Source organism: Pseudoxanthomonas broegbernensis (assembly GCF_014202435.1).
Classification (GTDB): domain Bacteria; phylum Pseudomonadota; class Gammaproteobacteria; order Xanthomonadales; family Xanthomonadaceae; genus Pseudoxanthomonas; species Pseudoxanthomonas broegbernensis.
Map to the genome: position 1 here is coordinate 248,606 of NZ_JACHGU010000001.1, position 15,757 is coordinate 264,362.

The window sequence follows — 15,757 nt, forward strand, 5'->3', positions numbered from 1 at the left end:
GGCCCAGGGCCGCCCAGGTTCGTACGGCGCGGCGCGGGGGCTTACAATCGGCGGCCCGCCTTTCCCCTTCCCGGCTGCCTGGAGCTTCCATGTATTCGCGCGACGTCCTTCTCGAAACCTACGACCCCGAACTGGCCAGGGCCATCGCCCAGGAGTGCCGCCGGCAGGAGGACCACGTCGAGCTGATCGCCAGCGAGAACTACGCCAGCCCGGCGGTGATGGAGGCGCAGGGCAGCCAGTTGACCAACAAGTACGCCGAAGGCTACCCGCACAAGCGCTACTACGGCGGCTGCGAGTACGTGGACATCGCCGAGCAGTTGGCGATCGACCGCCTCAAGCAACTGTTCGGCGCCAGCTACGCCAACGTGCAGCCGCACAGCGGCTCGCAGGCCAACCAGGCCGTGTACTTCGCCCTGCTGCAGCCGGGCGACACCATCCTGGGCATGTCCCTGGCCCACGGCGGCCACCTGACCCACGGCGCCAAGGTCAATGCCTCGGGCAAGATCTTCAACGCCGTCCAGTACGGCGTGAACGACCAGGGCCTGCTGGACTACGAGGAGATCGAGCGGCTGGCCGTGGAGCACAGGCCGAAGATGATCGTGGCCGGCTTCTCGGCCTACTCGCGGGTGATGGACTGGGCGCGCTTCCGCGCCATCGCCGACAAGGTTGGCGCGTACCTGTTCGTGGACATGGCCCACGTGGCCGGGCTGGTCGCCGCCGGCGCCTACCCGAACCCGCTGCCGCACGCGCACGTGGTCACCTCCACCACCCACAAGACCCTGCGCGGCCCGCGCGGCGGCATCATCCTGGCCCTGGACGCGGGCGAGGAGATCGAGAAGAAGCTGCAGTCCATCGTCTTCCCCGGCATCCAGGGCGGCCCGCTGATGCACGTGATCGCGGCCAAGGCGGTGGCCTTCAAGGAAGCCCTGGAGCCGGAGTTCAAGGGCTACCAGCGGCAGGTGGTGAAGAACGCGCAGGCGATGGCCAGGACCCTGGTCGCGCGCGGCTACAAGATCGTCTCCGGCGGCACCGACAACCACCTGATGCTGGTGGACATGATCGGCAAGGACGTGTCCGGCAAGGATGCGGAGGCCGCGCTGGGCAAGGCCCACATCACCGTGAACAAGAACGCGGTGCCCAACGACCCGCGCTCGCCGTTCGTGACCTCGGGCCTGCGCCTGGGCACCCCGGCGGTGACCACCCGCGGCTACGTCGAGCAGGACTGCGTGGACCTGGCCAACTGGATCGCCGACGTGCTCGACGCGCCGGGCGACGCGGCGGTGATCGAGCGGGTGCGCGGGCAGGTCGCCGCGCAGTGCAAGAAGTACCCGGTCTACGGATGAGCCGCCGCGGCACGCCGCCCTGGGGTGCCCCGTCCGGGCCGCGCGGTGCCGCCGCCCGTGGCGGGTCCTGGTGACCGGCGCCGCCGTCCGCTGAGCCGCCGAACGCCGCCATGCATTGTCCCTATTGCCAGCATGTCGATACCCGCGTGATCGACTCGCGCGTGTCCGAGGACGGCGCCACCATTCGCCGCCGCCGCGCGTGCGAGGCCTGCGGCGAGCGCTTCAGCACCCTGGAGACGGTGGAGCTGAAGCTGCCGGCCATCGTCAAGGGCGACGGCCGGCGCGAGGCTTTCGACGCGCGCAAGCTGCGGGTGGGTTTCGACCGCGCCCTGCAGAAGCGGCCGGTGTCGGAGGACCGTATCGAGGCGGCGGTGCGCGCGGTGGTGCACGCGGTGCGCATGAGCGGCGAGCGCGAGCTGCCCTCGCGCCGCATCGGCGAGTTCGTGATGGACGAGCTGCGCAAGCTGGACCACGTGGCCTACGTGCGCTTCGCCTCGGTCTACCGCAGCTTCGAGGACGTGGCCGACTTCCGCGAGGAGATCGAGAAGCTGGAGCGCGACCTGCCGGCGGACAGCGGCCAGCTTCCGCTGCTGCAGGGCGGGGACGCGGCGGCGGCCGCGCCGCCCGGCGAACGGGCGAGGAAGCGCTGAGCCAGCGCTTTCCTGCAGGAGTCGGCTTCAGCCGGCGACCGCCAGGGCCCGCAAGCCGGCTTCTGCAGGGGGAATGTTGGCGCATCCCCGCCACGCTCCGCTGGCCGCTCACCCCGGTCTTTGTCAGACTCCCCCCGGATGACGCCTTTCGACGCCACCGACCATGCCCTGATGGCGCGGGCCCTGCGCCTGGCCGAGCGCGGCCTGTACACCGCCCGTCCCAACCCGATGGTCGGCTGCGTCATCGCCCGCGACGGCGAGGTGGTGGGCGAGGGCTGGCACCCGCGCACCGGCGAGCCGCATGCGGAAGCGTTCGCCCTGCGCCAGGCCGGCGAGCGGGCGCGCGGCGCCACCGCCTACGTCACCCTGGAGCCCTGCGCCCACCATGGACGCACGCCGCCCTGCGCCGGCGCGCTGGTGGACGCCGGCGTGGCGCGGGTGGTGGCGGCCATGCGCGATCCGTTCCCGCGCGTGGACGGGGCCGGCCTGGCGATCCTGCAGGCGGCCGGGGTCGAGGTCGCGGCCGGGCTGATGGAGGCCCAGGCGCGCGAATTGAACCGTGGCTTCCTCTCGCGCATCGAGCGCGGCCGGCCCTGGTTGCGGATCAAGCTGGCCGCCAGCCTGGACGGGCGCACCGCCCTGGCCAGCGGCGAGTCGAAGTGGATCACCGGCGCGGCCGCGCGCGCCGACGTGCAGCGCTGGCGCGCGCGCAGCGGCGCCATCCTCACCGGCGCCGGCACGGTGCTGGCCGACGACCCGGCGCTGACCGTGCGCATGGCCGACGCCGCCGCGTTCGTGCCGCCGCTGCGGGTGGTGCTCGACCGTCTCCTGCGCAGCCTGTCGATGCGCAAGGTGCGCGAAGGCGATGCGCCCACCCTTTACCTGCACGGCCCCGATGCACGGCCGCCGGAGGATGCGGATGCCCGGTTCGCCGCGCTGCCGCTGCGCGAGGGCGGCCTGGACCTCGAAGCGGCGCTGCGCCTGCTCGGCGAACGTGGGGTCAACGAAGTCCAGGTCGAGGCCGGCCCGGTGCTGTGCGGCGCGCTGCTGCGCGCCGGCCTGGTCGACGAGCTGCTGCTCTACCAGGCGCCGGTGCTGCTGGGCGACGGCGCGCGCGCGCTGTTCGCCGGCATGGGAATCGAAACCATGGCCCAGCGCCTGCATCTGCGGCGGGTCGAGGAGGCGGTGGTCGGCGAGGACCGCCGCCTGCTGCTGCGGCCGTAGAGCGCCGCGTGCGCGGGAGGTTCGCGTTTCGCCCTCCTCCCGTTGCGGGACGGCTGCGGTCGACCATGACCGCTCACGCGTTTTAATGTCGTCTTCACATCTCGGGGCGGGGTGCCGGCGCGGTGCTAGAATGCGCGGGCCGGTTCGCCGGCATGTCCAAACCATGTAGAACGTCTTCAGGGCGGGGTGGAATTCCCCACCGGCGGTAGGCGCGGCGCTCCGGCATTGCCGGGGAACCGGGCGAGCCCGCGAGCGCTTCCGGCGGCAGCGGCTTCCCCATCGAAGCTCGCCGCCTATGCGGGCAGACCGCATGCCGGAAGGTCAGCAGATCCGGTCCGATGCCGGAGCCGACGGTTGTGGCGTGGCCTCCGCTGCGGCGGTGCCGCGCCCTAGAGTCCGGATGAAAGAAGACGCCGCCGCTCGGCCATCGCCGGGCGTCCGTGCGTGTCCCGGGACGTTTTTCGCCACCTGCGGGAAACGTTATGCATCCGATCGAAAGCGCGGCCGTACACCCTCCCTTCCCTCCGTGCCGATGCGGCGCCCGCGTCCGGCCGGCGGAGGGGCGCTGATGTTCACCGGGATCGTCGAGGGCGTCGGCCGCCTGGCCGCGCGCGAGCCGCGCGGCGGCGACGTGCGCTTCGGCTTCGCCACCGGCACGCTGCCCTGGTTGAACGAACGCGTCGAGGACGTGCGCCTGGGCGAGAGCATCGCGGTCAACGGCGTGTGCCTGACCGTGGTCGCGTTCGACGCGTCCTCGTTCCAGGCCGATGCCTCCACCGAGACCCTGGCGCTGACCACCCTCGGCACGCTGGCCGAGGGCGCCGCGCTGAACCTGGAGCGGGCGATGCGGCCCAGCGACCGGCTGGGCGGGCACCTGGTCAGCGGCCATGTCGACGGCGTGGGCCGGGTGCTGTCGGTACACGAGGACGCGCGTGCGCAACGCTGGCGCTTCGCCGCGCCGGCGCCGCTGCTGAAGTACATCGCCAGGAAGGGCTCGATCTGCGTCGATGGCGTCAGCCTCACCGTCAACGAGGTCGACGCCGAGGGCTTCGAGGTTGCCCTGATACCGCATACCGTCGCCCATACGCGCTTCTCGGAGACGGGCGCGGGCGATGCGGTGAACCTGGAGATCGACCTGGTCGCGCGCTACGTCGAGCGCCTGCTCGGCGCGCGCGGCACCGGAGCGGCGGCATGAACTTCGCCCCGGTTCCCGAACTGCTGGAGGAGATCCGCGCCGGCCGCATGGTCGTGATCGTCGACGACGAGGACCGCGAGAACGAGGGCGACCTGATCATGGCCGCCGAGCGGGTCCGGCCGGCCGACATCAACTTCATGGTCACCCACGCGCGCGGCCTGGTGTGCCTGTCGCTGACCCGCGAGCGCTGCGCGCAGCTCGGCCTGGCGCCGATGGTCCGGCACAACACCGCCCAGTTCCGCACCAATTTCACCGTCAGCATCGAGGCGGCCGAGGGCGTGACCACCGGCATCTCCGCCCACGATCGCGCCCACACCATCCGCACCGCGGTGCGGCCGGACGCCGGGCCGTCGGACCTGAGCCAGCCCGGCCACGTGTTCCCGCTGATCGCCCAGCCGGGCGGCGTGCTCACCCGCGCCGGCCATACCGAGGCGGCCAGCGACCTGCCGCTGCTGGCGGGGCTGGAGCCGGCCGGCGTGCTGGTGGAGGTGATGAACGCCGACGGCACCATGGCCCGGCGCCCGCAGCTCGAAGCGTTCGCGCACGAGCACGGGCTGAAGATGGGCTCCATCGCCGACCTCATCGCCCACCGCCTGGCCACCGAGCACACCGTCGAGCGCGTGGACGAGCGCGACATCGACACCGAGTTCGGCCCGTTCCGGCTGGTGGCCTACCGCGACCGCATCGCCCATGAACTGCATTTCGCCCTGGTCCGCGGCACGCCCGACCGGGGTTCCCCGACCCTGGTCCGGGTGCAGGTGGAGAACCCGCTCAGCGACCTGCTGCACTGGCGCCGCGACGACTTCGGCGTGGCCGCCACCGATGCGCTGCGCGCGATCGCCGCCGAAGGCCGGGGGGTGATGGTGGTGCTGTCCGAGCCGCGCGACGCCGATGCCCTGCTGGCGCGGCTGCGCGCCGAGCCTTCCAGCGGCCGGCCGGAGCCGCGCGCCGAGGGCAAGGACGTCGGCCAGTGGCGGCGCAACGGCGCCGGCGCGCAGATCCTGGCCGACCTGGGGCTGGGCCGGTTGCGGGTGCTGGGCACGCCGCGCCGGCAGATCGGCCTGGCCGGCTACGGCCTGGAGGTCGTCGAGTACGTCTCCCCGTAGCGCACCTGCGCGGTGGATCGCGTGGATTCGGCGGCTGGCCTCTCCAGCGCCGCCGCGGGCCGAAACCGCCGGTTCGGCCCGTTCCTGCCGGCCCCATGCACTAAACTGCGCCATTCTCGCAACCAACCCACTCGCCCATGACTTTGTACGAAGGCGACCTCCGCCTCCCGGCCGGCGCCCGTTTCGCGATCCTGGCCAGCCGCTGGAACGCACGCATCACCGACGCCCTGGTGGCCGGCGCGCGCCGCTGCCTGGCCGACAACGGCGTGCCCGAGGACGCGGTGGACGTGGTGCGCCTGCCCGGCGCCTGGGAACTGCCCATGGCCGCGCGCACGCTGGCCGCCGCCGGCGGCCACCGCGCGCTGATCGTGCTGGGCTGCGTGGTCCGCGGCGATACCCGCCATTACGAACACGTCGCCGACCTGTGCGCCGAGGGGTTGATGCGGGTGGCGCTGGACAGCGGCGTGCCGGTGCTCAACGGCGTGCTGGCGGTGGAGAAGGTCGAGGACGCGCAGGCCCGCGCCGGCGGCAGCCATGGCAACAAGGGCGAGGAGGCCGCGCTGGCCGCGCTGGAGATGGTCAACCTGCTGGAGCGCCTGCCATGAGCCGCCCGCACCGCTCCCGCACCGGCGTCGACCCGGTCCTGCGCGCGCGCGCGCGCCGCCGCGCGCTGCAGGCGCTCTACGCCTGGCAGATATCCGGCGGCAACGCGCAGCAGGTGATCGCCCAGTTCGCGCACGAACAGGCCCACGAAATCGCCGACCTGGCCTATTTCGAGGAGCTGGTCCAGGGCGTGCTGGGCGAGCGCGCGGGCCTGGACGCGGCGCTGGCGCCGCACCTGGACCGCACCGTGGAGGAAGTGGACGCCATCGAGCGCGCGGTGCTGCGCCTGGCCGCCTACGAACTGCTGCACCGCCTCGACGTGCCCTACCGGGTGGTGCTGAACGAGGCCATCGAGATCGCCAAGCGCTTCGGTTCCGAGCACGGCCACACCTACGTCAACGGTGTGCTCGACCGCGCCAGCACCCAGTGGCGCGCGGCCGAGGTCCAGGCTTCGCGCGGCCGCTAACCCGGGCGGCGCACCGCGGGGCCGGCGCCCGGCGGGCCACGAAGGCGTCGAGGATCGAACGGCGGCATGCCGCGCGCATGGCGGCGGGAAGCGCGAGGCTCCGAACGAACCGAACGGCCGGGGCCGCACGCAAGCTGCCTGCCGGCCCAGCGCCGCTTTCGCAAGCCGAGGCCAGCCGGCCCCACCGCCCGGCGTGGCCGTGATCTGCCGCCGCCCCTCGATGGCCCGCCGTACGTGCCGCCCGTTGCCCGCGGGATGGCGGCGCGGCGCCGAATCCGGGCAAGATGCCGCGATGGCCGAATTCGATCTCGTCGAACTGATCCGCCAACGCACCCGCCCCCGCGCCGGGGCGCGCGGCGACATCGTGCTGGGCATCGGCGACGACGCCGCGCTGCTGCGCATGCCCGCCGGGCACGAGCTGGTGGTCACCGCCGACACCCTCAACGACGGCGTGCATTTCCCCACGGGCACCGCGGCGGCCGACGTCGGCTGGAAGGCACTGGCGGCGAACCTGTCGGACCTGGCGTCGATGGGCGCGCGCCCGGCCTGGTGCACGCTGTCGCTGTCCCTGCCGGAGGCCGACGCGGCCTGGGTGGAGGCCTTCCTCGACGGCTTCCTGGAGCTGGCCGGCGCCCATGGCATCGCCCTGGTGGGCGGCGACACCACGCGCGGCCCGCTGTCCATCGCCGTCACCGCGATGGGCCTGGTGGAGTCGGGTGCGGCCCTGCGCCGCGACCGCGCGCGCGCGGGCGACGATGTATGGGTGACCGGGACGTTGGGCGACGCGGCCGGCGCCCTGGTGCTGGGCGGGTACCTGCCGCCGCCGCCGGCCGCTGCGCCGGACCCGGCCGGCGCGGCCCATGCGATCTCTGTGATCGAGGCGACCCATGCGGCCGCTGTGCCCGAGGCGGCCGGTTCGATGCCGCCGGGCCAGCCGGCGACTCCCTCGCCACGGGCGGGCCGGGAGGCGGCCGCCTGCCTGGCCGCGCGCCTGGCACGGCCCACGCCGCGGGTGGAGGCGGGCTGCCGCCTGCTTGGCCTGGCGCATGCCTGCGTGGACGTGTCCGATGGTCTGCTCGCCGACCTGGGCCACCTATGCGAACGCAGCGGCGTGGGCGCGGAACTGGAGATCGCCGCATTGCCCGCTTCGGCCGCGCTGCGCGCCGCGTTCGGCGAGCGCCGGCATGCGCTGCAGCTCGCAGGCGGCGACGACTACGAGCTGTGCTTCACCGCGCCGCCGTCGCTGCGCGATGCGGTGCTGCTGGCGCTGGAACAGGCCGGGACCGAGGGCGCGCGCATCGGCCGCGTCGTACCCGGCGCCGGCGTGCGCGCACGGTCCGAGGACGGGCATGCCTGGCTGCCGCCGCGCACCGGCTACGTGCACTTCCGGTAGGGAGCCGGCCTCGGCCGGCGAGAGGGCGGGGAGCCGCTGAAGGCCGGTATTCCCCGGCCATGCCCGGTTCCTACAGTGCGGCCACGGCCGTGGCCATGCGCTCCACGGCCTCGGCCAGCAACGGCCGCGGCATGGCAAAGTTCAATCGCACGTGGCCCTCGCCGCCCTGGCCGCACTCGCCGCCGTCGGTCAGCGCCACCCGCGCCTGGCGGCGGAAGAACAGGTGCGGGGCCATCGGCAGCGGCAGCGCCCGGCAGTCCAGCCAGGCCAGATAGGTGCCCTGAGGCGGCAGGTAGCCGATCCGCGGCAGGCGTTCGCGCAGCAGCCGGCCGAGCAGGTCGCGGTTGCCCTGCAGGTAGTCCAGCACCTGCCGCCGCCAGGTTTCGCCCTCGCCCCAGGCCGCGGCATGCGCGATCACGCCCAGGGTGGAGGTGGCGCCGCCGGCGAAGCCGCCGATCCGGCGCCACGCCTGCAGGTCGTCGGCGCGGGTGAAGACCAGTTGCGCGCATTTCAGCCCGGCCAGGTTCCAGGTCTTGGAGGCGGAAACGGCGGTGATGGCCTGGTGCGCGGCCGGCTCCGAGACCGAGGCGTAGGGCACGTGGCGCTGGCCGGCATAGACCAGCGGGGCATGGATCTCGTCGGAGAACACGCGTGCGTCGTGGCGCCCGGCGATGGCGGCGATGCGCAGCAGCTCGCCGCGGGTGTAGACCTTGCCGATGGGGTTGTGCGGGTTGCACAGCAGCAGCATCCGCGCGCCGCCGGCGAACGCGGCATCCAGCGCCTCCTCGTCCAGCCGCCAGGCCTGGCCCTCGCGGTGCATGGGGACCTGCACCACCGGGTTGCCCAGCCACTCCAGCAGCGGGAGGAACGGCATGTAGCACGGCACCGGCAGCGCCACCGGGGCGCCGGCGGGCAGGCAGTGGCGCAGCACGGCCTCGAGCGCACCGAGCACGTCGGGCATGGCCTTGATCGACGAGGCGGCGATGTCCCAGCCGTGGTGGTCGCGCTGCCAGCGCGCGCAGGCCTGCGCCATCGCGCGCAGCGGCTCGGCGGAAAGGTAGCCGAGCCGGTCGCGCGCGATCGCGTCCCGCAGCGCCTCGCGCACCGCCGGTGCGGTGCCGAAGTCCATCTCGGCGACGAAGGCGCCGATGCAGTCCGGGAAGGCGCTCCACTTCAACCCGCCGCCGGCGCGCAGTTGGTCCAGGGTGATGGCGTCGAAGTCGCGGGTGTCCAAGCGTGCTCTCCGGGGCGGTCGCGCCCATTGTGCAGGAGACGTCGCGGTGCCGCCCCTGGCGGCCGGCCGGTGCCGCGTCGTCTCCATGGCGATCGAGGCGGTCGCCGACCTGCAAGAGCCGGCCGCGTCGTGCCGTTGTCGGAGCCGGACATGGCCGGCGACCGCAACAGGCGCACGCCGATCTTCGCGGCTGCCGGCCGTGTCGCCGACGGAAGTCGGCACCTACAGCGGCGGCAGCACCTTGCCGGGGTTGAGGATGCCGTCCGGATCCAGCGCGGACTTGACCGCGCGCATCGCCGCCAGGGTCGGCGCGTCGAAGGCACGGGCCATCCAGTCGCGCTTGGCCACGCCGATCCCGTGCTCGCCCGACAGCGTGCCTTCCAGCGCGAGCACGCACTCGAACAGGCGCGGCAGGGCGGCATGCGCGCGTGCGTTCTCGCCCGCGTCGTCCGGGCGGTACATGATGTTGACGTGCAGGTTGCCGTTGCCGGCATGGCCGAACACCACGATGGGCAAGGCGGACTCGGCGGAAAGCGCCTCCATCGCGGCCACCAGGTCGGGGATGCGCGAGACCGGCACCACCACGTCCTCGTTGATCTTGCCCGGGGCGATGCTGCGCAGCGCCGGCGAAAGCGCCCTGCGCGCGGCCCACAGGCGGTCGCGCGCGGCGCCGTCGGCGGCCACGTCCAGCGACAGCAGGCCCTCGCCCGCGGCTGCGTCGGCCAGTGCCTGCAGCGCATAGGGCAGGGTCTCGTGGTCGCCGTCGGCCTCCACCAGCAGCATCGCGCCGGCCTCGGGCACCTCGGTGCCGTTGCGGCGCAACAGGGCGATGGCGCTGGCGTCCATGAACTCCAGCATCGCCGGTACCTGCGGCTGGCGCATCAGCCGCGATACCGCCGCCGCCGCCGCCGCCGCATCGCGATAGAACATGCGCAGGCCGGCCTGCGCCTGCGGCCGGGGCGCCAGCCGCAGGGTGGCCTCGACGACCAGGGCCAGGGTGCCTTCGCTGCCCACGATCAGGTGGGTGAGGTCGTAGCCGGTGGCGTCCTTGGTCCATGGCCCGCCGCAGCGGATCAGCTCGCCCGCGCCGGTCACCGCGACCAGGCCCAGCACGTTGTCGCGGGTGGCGCCGTACTTCACCGCGCGCGGCCCGCCTGCATTGCACGCCAGGTTGCCGCCGATGGTGCAGCGCTCGGCGCTGGACGGGTCCGGCGGCCAGAACAGGCCATGCGGCTGCAGCGCCTGCTGCAGGTCGCCGTTGAGCACGCCCGGCTCGACCACCGCGCAGCGGTCGCCGGGGCGGATGTCGAGGATGCGGTCCATGCGCGCGAAGGAGACCACCACGCCGCCGGCGAACGGCACCGCCGCCGCCGCCGTGCCGGTGCCGGCGCCGCGGGCCACGAGCGGCACACGGTGCGCGCGGCAGGCGCGGACGATGGCGACGACCTGGCCGGGGTCGCGCGGCACCGCCACCGCGTCGGGCAGCGCCCATTGCCGCGAGTCGTCCTCGCCATGCGCGCGGCGCGCGGCCGCATCGGTGCGCCAGCCGTCGGCGCCGAGCAGGGAGGACAGTTCGGCGTCGAGGGCGGCAGGCAAGGCGTGGGTCATCGTCGAATTGTAGGCGGTGGCGGAGGGCGTGCGTCCGGCAGGCGCGGCGCAGCGACGGAACGCCGTGTTCCCATCCTCCCTGTGGAAACCGGCTTCAGTCGGCGAGCGCATCCGGAGCCAGGCAAGGCCGGTGCGCCGGATGCGCTCGCCGGCGACGCCCGATTCCTGCGGCGCTGGGCGGGTTGCCAGCTTTCCTGCAGGTGCCGGGAGCCGGCGCGCGCGCGCTCCAGGGGACGCGCCGCCGATGCCGGGGCTCAGGCATCGCCCAGCCGGAACGCATCCTTGAGCCAGTGCATCCGCGGCGCCTGCGGGTCGCCGCTGGCCTCGACCACGTCGAAGCGGCACGGGCGCGGGGCCAGGGCGGGATGCGAGGCCAGGTACAACTGCGCGGCGCGCACCAGCTTGCGGCGCTTGCCGGCGTCGACCGAGGCGAACCCGCCGCCGAACGTCCGCCCGGCGCGGTAGCGCACTTCCACGAACACCACGGTGCCGCCGTCGGCTGGATCGAGCATGACCAGGTCCAGTTCGCCGCTCCGGTAGCCGACGTTGGCGGCCAGGGTGCGCAGGCCGGCATGTTCGAGGCGCGCGCGCGCGGCCGCCTCGACCTGGGCACCGCGTGCGCGGCGGTCCGGTCCGGCGCCCATCCTTGGGCCGCGCGGGGGCGACATCGGTCAGCGGGTCAGGGGCACCGGCGTGCCGCCGCTGAAGGTGGCCCAGGCTGGCTGCCGGACCACGTTGCCGAAGCCGTCCAGGCGCAGGTCGCCGGTGGCGCCGCGAAGCTCGCCGTCGGTGCGCGTGACCAGCCGCTCCAGGTAGGCGGCGATGCGCCAGGCGTCGTAGCCGAAGGCGAACAGGCGCGCCGCCGCGCCGCGCGCGGTCGGCACCGTCGCGGCGGCCAGGCTGGCCTGGGGCAGGCCCGGGGCCCCGCGCGAGGACCAGGCCTCGGTGGGATAGACGATGCCGTCCAGGACGCCGTCCTCCTCGGGCCTGCCGGTGCCGGAGGTCAGTTGCGAGGTGCCGATGCGGGTGCGCGAAGCCAGCCCGGCCAGGGCCAACTGCGGGGCCAGCGCGCGCGCCTGCGGGCCGCGCACCGCCAGGAACACCGAATCGGCGCCGCCCGCCGCCGCCTGGACCAGCCGCGCCGACAGGTCGCCGGGCTGCTCGCCGACGGACAGGCTGGCCGCCACCTGGCCGCCGCGTTCGAGCAGCCGGGTGCGGAAGGCCTCCGCCGCGCGCTGCCCGTTCTCGTCGTTGCCGGCGATGACGAGGACGTTGCGGCGCTCGCGCGCGAGCAGGTAGTCGGCGGCGGCCACGCCGTCGTCCTCCGGCGCCAGCGAGAACATGACATGGCCCGGCGGCGCGGCGATGCCGGCGCGGTTGAGGGCCAGGCTGGGCACCGTGGCGGATGGGTCGCGGAACAGCGCGGTCGCCTCGTCGCGGCCGAGCGGCCCGATCACGAAGTCGCTGCCCTCGGCGACCGCCCGGCCGTAGGCGGCCACTGCGCCGGCCGGGGTGCCGGCGGTGTCGTAGAAGGCGATCTCCGGGCGCGCGCGCTGCTCGCCGTAGTAGCCGGCGAGCAGGCCGTCGCGCACCGGCACCGCGGCGGTGGCCAGTTGCCCGGACAGCGGCAGCAGCACGGCCAGCTTGCGTGGTGGGCGGTAGCCGTCGGCCGCGGCGGGCGGGCGCTGCGCGAAGTTCCAGACATCGCCGCTATCGAACGGCCGCGGCGGGGCCAGGCCGCGGCGGACCAGCGCGCGGGCGGCGAAGTTGTACAGCGCGTCCCCGGCCGGCAGGGCCGCCGCGCGCGCGGCCAGGGAGGCGTCGTCCAGCGAGGACAGCAGGCGTTCGATGGCACGGTGGTTCTGCTGCCGCGCCTCGCCCTCCAGGCCGGCATCGGCGCGCGCGCGCGCGGCGGCGGCGGCCAGCGCCTCGCCCCCCGCCTCGTGCGCGGCGGCCAGGGCCAGGTGCCAGCGCGCCTGCAGCGGCGCGGACAGGCTGGACGGGCTGCCGGCCAGCGCCGCCTGCACGGTGCCGGGCTGCTGCGCGGCCAGGGCCTGTTCGGCCTGCATCAATGCCAGGCGGGCGCGGCTGGCCCCGGCGATGCGGCGCGGATCCAGTTGCGCGGCCAGGCGCCGTGCCTGGGCCGGGTCGCCGGCCTCGTGCCAGGCGAAGGCGGCGTCGGCCAGCAGCGCGTTGCGCTGGCCGGGGCCGGCGGTGGCGGCCAGGGCCTCGAAGCGTTGCGCCGCCTCGCGCGCCTGGCCCTGTTCCAACTGCATCAGGGCGGCGGTGTACTCGGGCGCGGCGCTGGGCGCGGTGGCCACGCTGGCGCAGCCGGCGGCCAGCAGCACGGCCAGGCACGGGGCGAGCCAGCGCAGGCGGAAGGAGGGCGGTGCCGGTCGCGCGTGAGTGTGCATGTCCATCCGTCGGGCCGGGCCTGTCGGGGAAAGGGCTTAGGATTCTACCTTCCCGTCCGCACCCCCGGATTCGCATGCCCGCCGCCATCCTGCACGTCGTCGCCACGCCCATCGGCAACCTCGGCGACCTCTCGCCGCGCGCCCAGCAGGTACTGCGCGAGGCCGCGGCGGTCTGCGCCGAGGACACCCGCCGCAGCGGCCAGTTGCTGGCCCATTTCGGCATCGGCACGCCGCTGCTGGCCCTGCACGAGCACAACGAGCAGCAGTTGGCGCAGCGGCTGGTGGCGCGGCTGCTGGCCGGCGAGTCGCTGGCCCTGGTCAGCGACGCCGGCACCCCGCTGGTCAGCGACCCGGGGTACCGGCTGGTGCGCGCCGCGCGGCAGGCCGGGGTGAGGGTGAGCCCGGTGCCGGGCCCGTCGGCGCTGATCGCCGCACTGAGCGTGGCCGGCCTGCCCAGCGACCGCTTCGCCTTCGAGGGCTTCCTGCCGGCCAAGGCCGCCGCGCGGCGCGAGCGTTTGGCGGTGCTGGCGGGCGAGGCGCGCACGCTGGTGTTCTACGAGTCGGCGCACCGCATCGACGCATCGCTGGCCGACCTGCGCGCGGCCTTCGGCGACGGGCGCCCGGCGGTGCTGGCGCGGGAGCTGACCAAGCTGTTCGAGACGGTGCTGGACGGCTCGCTGGCCGGGCTGCATGCGCGGGTGCAGGCCGATGCCGACCAGCGCAAGGGCGAGTTCGTGCTGGTGGTGCAGGGCGCGGACGAGGATGCCGACGCCAATCTTGCTGAAGGTCGCCGGGTGCATGCGATCCTGGCGAAGCATCTGCCGCCCTCGGCCGCGGCCAGGCTGGCCGCCGAGATCACCGGCGCGCCGCGCAAGGCGCTCTATGGAGCGTCGGATTCCGGCGACTGATCTGCGGGGTCGTGGCTTGGCAGCGACAACGGCAACGGCAACCACAGAAGCGCTGGGGTCGGCTGGCTTCCGGGCGGACCGGGTGTGTTGTGGGCCGCTCGCGCGTACATCCATGTGCGCACTCGCTACCGCGGCCATCCCTGGCGCGACCAACGGTCCGCCGGCCATGGCGGGAGTCGGCATGCTGTTCCCGCAGGAACAGCCGCAAGGCCGTAGAATGCCCGCGGCGGAGTCGGCCAGGCAGTCGCGTCATTCCCTCGGGAATGCCGAGGAAAGTCCGGGCTCCACAGGGCACGGTGCCAGGTAACGCCTGGGCGGCGCGAGCCGACGGAAAGTGCAACAGAAAGATACCGCCGATGGCCTTCGCATCCTCGGGTGCGCGGGATCAGGCAAGGGTGAAATGGTGCGGTAAGAGCGCACCGCGAGTCCGGTAACGGACCGGCACGGCAAACCCCACCGGGAGCAAGGCCAAATAGGGACCTCATGACGTTGCCCGCGTCGGGTCCGGGTAGGCTGCTCGAGCGTAACGGCGACGTTGCGCCTAGAGGAATGACTGTCCACGACAGAACCCGGCTTATCGGCCGGCTCCGCCCCCTTCCTTTTCGACTGGCCCTGGCCCGGCGCGCAGGGCCGGTGGCTTTCGACCTTGGCCGTGAGTTGCCGGGGGCGAAGGGGCACAGCCCGGCAAAGACCAAGGCGAAGCGCCAGGGCCGTTCGATCGCCCGCCGCCCGGCCATGGCCCGCGGTGGCGCGGGTGTCCTCCGGCATCGGCCTGCGGCCGCTGCCTCCTCCTTCTCCTCACCATCGCCGGTCACGGCCGGAGGTTCCGGCCAGGGCGAGGCGGAACCGGATGGGTCGTGGCGGGTGCGGTGGGGGATTCGGCGCGGCGACGGGCCTGCGGCTCACGCACTCTCACGTCGTCTTCACAAATCATGCTGAAGTGGAAATCTCAAAATTTGAGACTAAACAGCGACTTGTGGAAAACCTTTGAACTTATCTGTCAACATTGCTGCAACCCATTGACTGAACAGGCGATTTTTGCCGCTGGAGCCTGTTGACAACCCTGTTGGTGAACCCTAAGGTGGGTATCTGCGGGTAAACCGGGATTTATGTGGTTTTCCGTGGTTGAATGATCTCCCACCAGCCGGGTCCGGGTAGCAGCGAACGTGTTCCAGGGCGAGACCGCCATCACAGTGGACGACAAGGGGCGCGTGGCCATCCCCACGGCCTATCGCGACCTGGTCGCAGGCGCGTGCGGCAACCGCCTGGTGCTGACCTACAACCCGTTCGAGGCCGGCTGCCTGTGGCTGTACGCGGAGAAGGAATGGCAGCGGGTCCGCGACGAGGTCATGGCCAAGCCCAACACCCAGCGCGTGGTCCGGGTCCTGCAGCAGAAGCTGGTCGGTTCCTCGGCCGTGCTGGAGCTGGACGCCAACGGCCGCATCGGCGTGCCTTCCAGCCACCGCAACGCGGTGGGCATCGAGAAGAAGGCGGTGCTGCTGGGCATGGGCGACAAGTTCGAACTGTGGAGCGAGCAGGCCCATCGCGCATTGATCCAGCAGACGCTGTCTGACGGGGATCTGGGCGATGGATTGCTCGACCTGCGGTTGTGA

At 73.5% G+C, this 15,757-nt stretch carries 14 protein-coding genes and 1 other RNA gene; 11 read left to right on the plus strand and 4 right to left on the minus strand.

What is annotated here, in order from left to right; all coding sequences use genetic code 11:
• The first annotated feature begins 89 nt into the window (after positions 1–89).
• From glyA to thiL, 8 genes are all read left to right on the plus strand, one after another.
• Positions 90–1,343, plus strand: a complete 1,254-nt coding sequence (gene glyA, locus HNR76_RS01070; protein ID WP_162311376.1) for a serine hydroxymethyltransferase — start codon at positions 90–92, stop codon at positions 1,341–1,343.
• A gap of 110 nt (positions 1,344–1,453) precedes the next feature.
• Positions 1,454–1,993, plus strand: a complete 540-nt coding sequence (gene nrdR, locus HNR76_RS01075; RefSeq protein WP_162311375.1) for a transcriptional regulator NrdR — start codon at positions 1,454–1,456, stop codon at positions 1,991–1,993.
• A gap of 138 nt (positions 1,994–2,131) precedes the next feature.
• Positions 2,132–3,217, plus strand: coding sequence for a bifunctional diaminohydroxyphosphoribosylaminopyrimidine deaminase/5-amino-6-(5-phosphoribosylamino)uracil reductase RibD (ribD, locus tag HNR76_RS01080; protein WP_162311374.1), 1,086 nt, complete (start codon positions 2,132–2,134; stop codon positions 3,215–3,217).
• A gap of 568 nt (positions 3,218–3,785) precedes the next feature.
• Complete coding sequence (locus tag HNR76_RS01085; RefSeq protein WP_162311373.1) at positions 3,786–4,412, plus strand: riboflavin synthase; 627 nt, start codon at positions 3,786–3,788, stop codon at positions 4,410–4,412.
• The gene (ribB, locus tag HNR76_RS01090) at positions 4,409–5,518 is read left to right on the plus strand and encodes a 3,4-dihydroxy-2-butanone-4-phosphate synthase (protein WP_162311372.1); all 1,110 of its coding nucleotides are present in this window, start codon (positions 4,409–4,411) and stop codon (positions 5,516–5,518) included. Before HNR76_RS01085 ends, ribB begins: the two co-directional genes overlap by 4 nt.
• A gap of 137 nt (positions 5,519–5,655) precedes the next feature.
• Entirely contained in the window at positions 5,656–6,123 is a 468-nt protein-coding gene (gene ribH / locus HNR76_RS01095; RefSeq protein ID WP_162311371.1) for a 6,7-dimethyl-8-ribityllumazine synthase, read from the plus strand.
• On the plus strand, positions 6,120–6,587 hold the full coding sequence (gene nusB, locus HNR76_RS01100) for a transcription antitermination factor NusB (RefSeq protein ID WP_162311370.1): 468 nt from the start codon (positions 6,120–6,122) through the stop codon (positions 6,585–6,587). The genes ribH and nusB overlap by 4 nt, the downstream gene beginning before the upstream one ends.
• Before the next feature lie 292 nt (positions 6,588–6,879).
• Positions 6,880–7,980: a thiamine-phosphate kinase gene (thiL, locus tag HNR76_RS01105; protein WP_162311369.1), complete on the plus strand. Its 1,101-nt coding sequence runs from the start codon at positions 6,880–6,882 to the stop codon at positions 7,978–7,980.
• 70 nt (positions 7,981–8,050) lie between these two features.
• Here thiL and HNR76_RS01110 read toward each other — a convergent pair whose 3' ends face one another.
• The 4 genes from HNR76_RS01110 to HNR76_RS01125 form a co-directional block, all read right to left on the minus strand.
• Positions 8,051–9,214 (minus strand): MalY/PatB family protein, encoded by a 1,164-nt coding sequence (locus HNR76_RS01110; RefSeq protein WP_211373181.1) that lies wholly within the window; start codon positions 9,212–9,214, stop codon positions 8,051–8,053.
• Positions 9,215–9,436: 222 nt separating this feature from the next.
• Complete coding sequence (locus HNR76_RS01115; protein WP_162311367.1) at positions 9,437–10,822, minus strand: FAD-binding oxidoreductase; 1,386 nt, start codon at positions 10,820–10,822, stop codon at positions 9,437–9,439.
• A gap of 254 nt (positions 10,823–11,076) precedes the next feature.
• Positions 11,077–11,466, minus strand: a complete 390-nt coding sequence (locus HNR76_RS01120; protein ID WP_162311366.1) for a YraN family protein — start codon at positions 11,464–11,466, stop codon at positions 11,077–11,079.
• Between the two features lie 27 nt (positions 11,467–11,493).
• Positions 11,494–13,236, minus strand: a complete 1,743-nt coding sequence (locus tag HNR76_RS01125) for a penicillin-binding protein activator (protein ID WP_162311365.1) — start codon at positions 13,234–13,236, stop codon at positions 11,494–11,496.
• A gap of 74 nt (positions 13,237–13,310) precedes the next feature.
• On the opposite strand from HNR76_RS01125, the gene rsmI reads away from it, so the two are divergent.
• The 3 genes from rsmI to mraZ all read left to right on the plus strand — a co-directional run bounded on the left by rsmI (position 13,311) and on the right by mraZ (position 15,757).
• Complete coding sequence (gene rsmI, locus HNR76_RS01130) at positions 13,311–14,144, plus strand: 16S rRNA (cytidine(1402)-2'-O)-methyltransferase (RefSeq protein WP_162311364.1); 834 nt, start codon at positions 13,311–13,313, stop codon at positions 14,142–14,144.
• Positions 14,145–14,372: 228 nt separating this feature from the next.
• An RNA gene (rnpB, locus tag HNR76_RS01135) (RNase P RNA component class A) lies at positions 14,373–14,737 on the plus strand.
• A 573-nt stretch (positions 14,738–15,310) separates the two neighbouring features.
• On the plus strand, positions 15,311–15,757 hold the full coding sequence (gene mraZ / locus HNR76_RS01140; protein WP_162311363.1) for a division/cell wall cluster transcriptional repressor MraZ: 447 nt from the start codon (positions 15,311–15,313) through the stop codon (positions 15,755–15,757).

What these genes read in the sequence shown, in the direction of transcription:
- nusB (WP_162311370.1), top strand. Translation starts at nt 6,120, where the DNA reads ATGAGCCGCCCGCACCGCTCCCGCACCGGCGTCGACCCGGTCCTGCGC.
- thiL (WP_162311369.1), top strand. Translation starts at nt 6,880, where the DNA reads ATGGCCGAATTCGATCTCGTCGAACTGATCCGCCAACGCACCCGCCCC.
- ribB (WP_162311372.1), top strand. Translation starts at nt 4,409, where the DNA reads ATGAACTTCGCCCCGGTTCCCGAACTGCTGGAGGAGATCCGCGCCGGC.
- HNR76_RS01125 (WP_162311365.1), bottom strand. Translation starts at nt 13,236, where the DNA reads ATGCACACTCACGCGCGACCGGCACCGCCCTCCTTCCGCCTGCGCTGG.
- HNR76_RS01120 (WP_162311366.1), bottom strand. Translation starts at nt 11,466, where the DNA reads ATGGGCGCCGGACCGGACCGCCGCGCACGCGGTGCCCAGGTCGAGGCG.
- ribH (WP_162311371.1), top strand. Translation starts at nt 5,656, where the DNA reads ATGACTTTGTACGAAGGCGACCTCCGCCTCCCGGCCGGCGCCCGTTTC.
- ribD (WP_162311374.1), top strand. Translation starts at nt 2,132, where the DNA reads ATGACGCCTTTCGACGCCACCGACCATGCCCTGATGGCGCGGGCCCTG.
- HNR76_RS01085 (WP_162311373.1), top strand. Translation starts at nt 3,786, where the DNA reads ATGTTCACCGGGATCGTCGAGGGCGTCGGCCGCCTGGCCGCGCGCGAG.
- HNR76_RS01115 (WP_162311367.1), bottom strand. Translation starts at nt 10,822, where the DNA reads ATGACCCACGCCTTGCCTGCCGCCCTCGACGCCGAACTGTCCTCCCTG.
- rsmI (WP_162311364.1), top strand. Translation starts at nt 13,311, where the DNA reads ATGCCCGCCGCCATCCTGCACGTCGTCGCCACGCCCATCGGCAACCTC.
- glyA (WP_162311376.1), top strand. Translation starts at nt 90, where the DNA reads ATGTATTCGCGCGACGTCCTTCTCGAAACCTACGACCCCGAACTGGCC.
- nrdR (WP_162311375.1), top strand. Translation starts at nt 1,454, where the DNA reads ATGCATTGTCCCTATTGCCAGCATGTCGATACCCGCGTGATCGACTCG.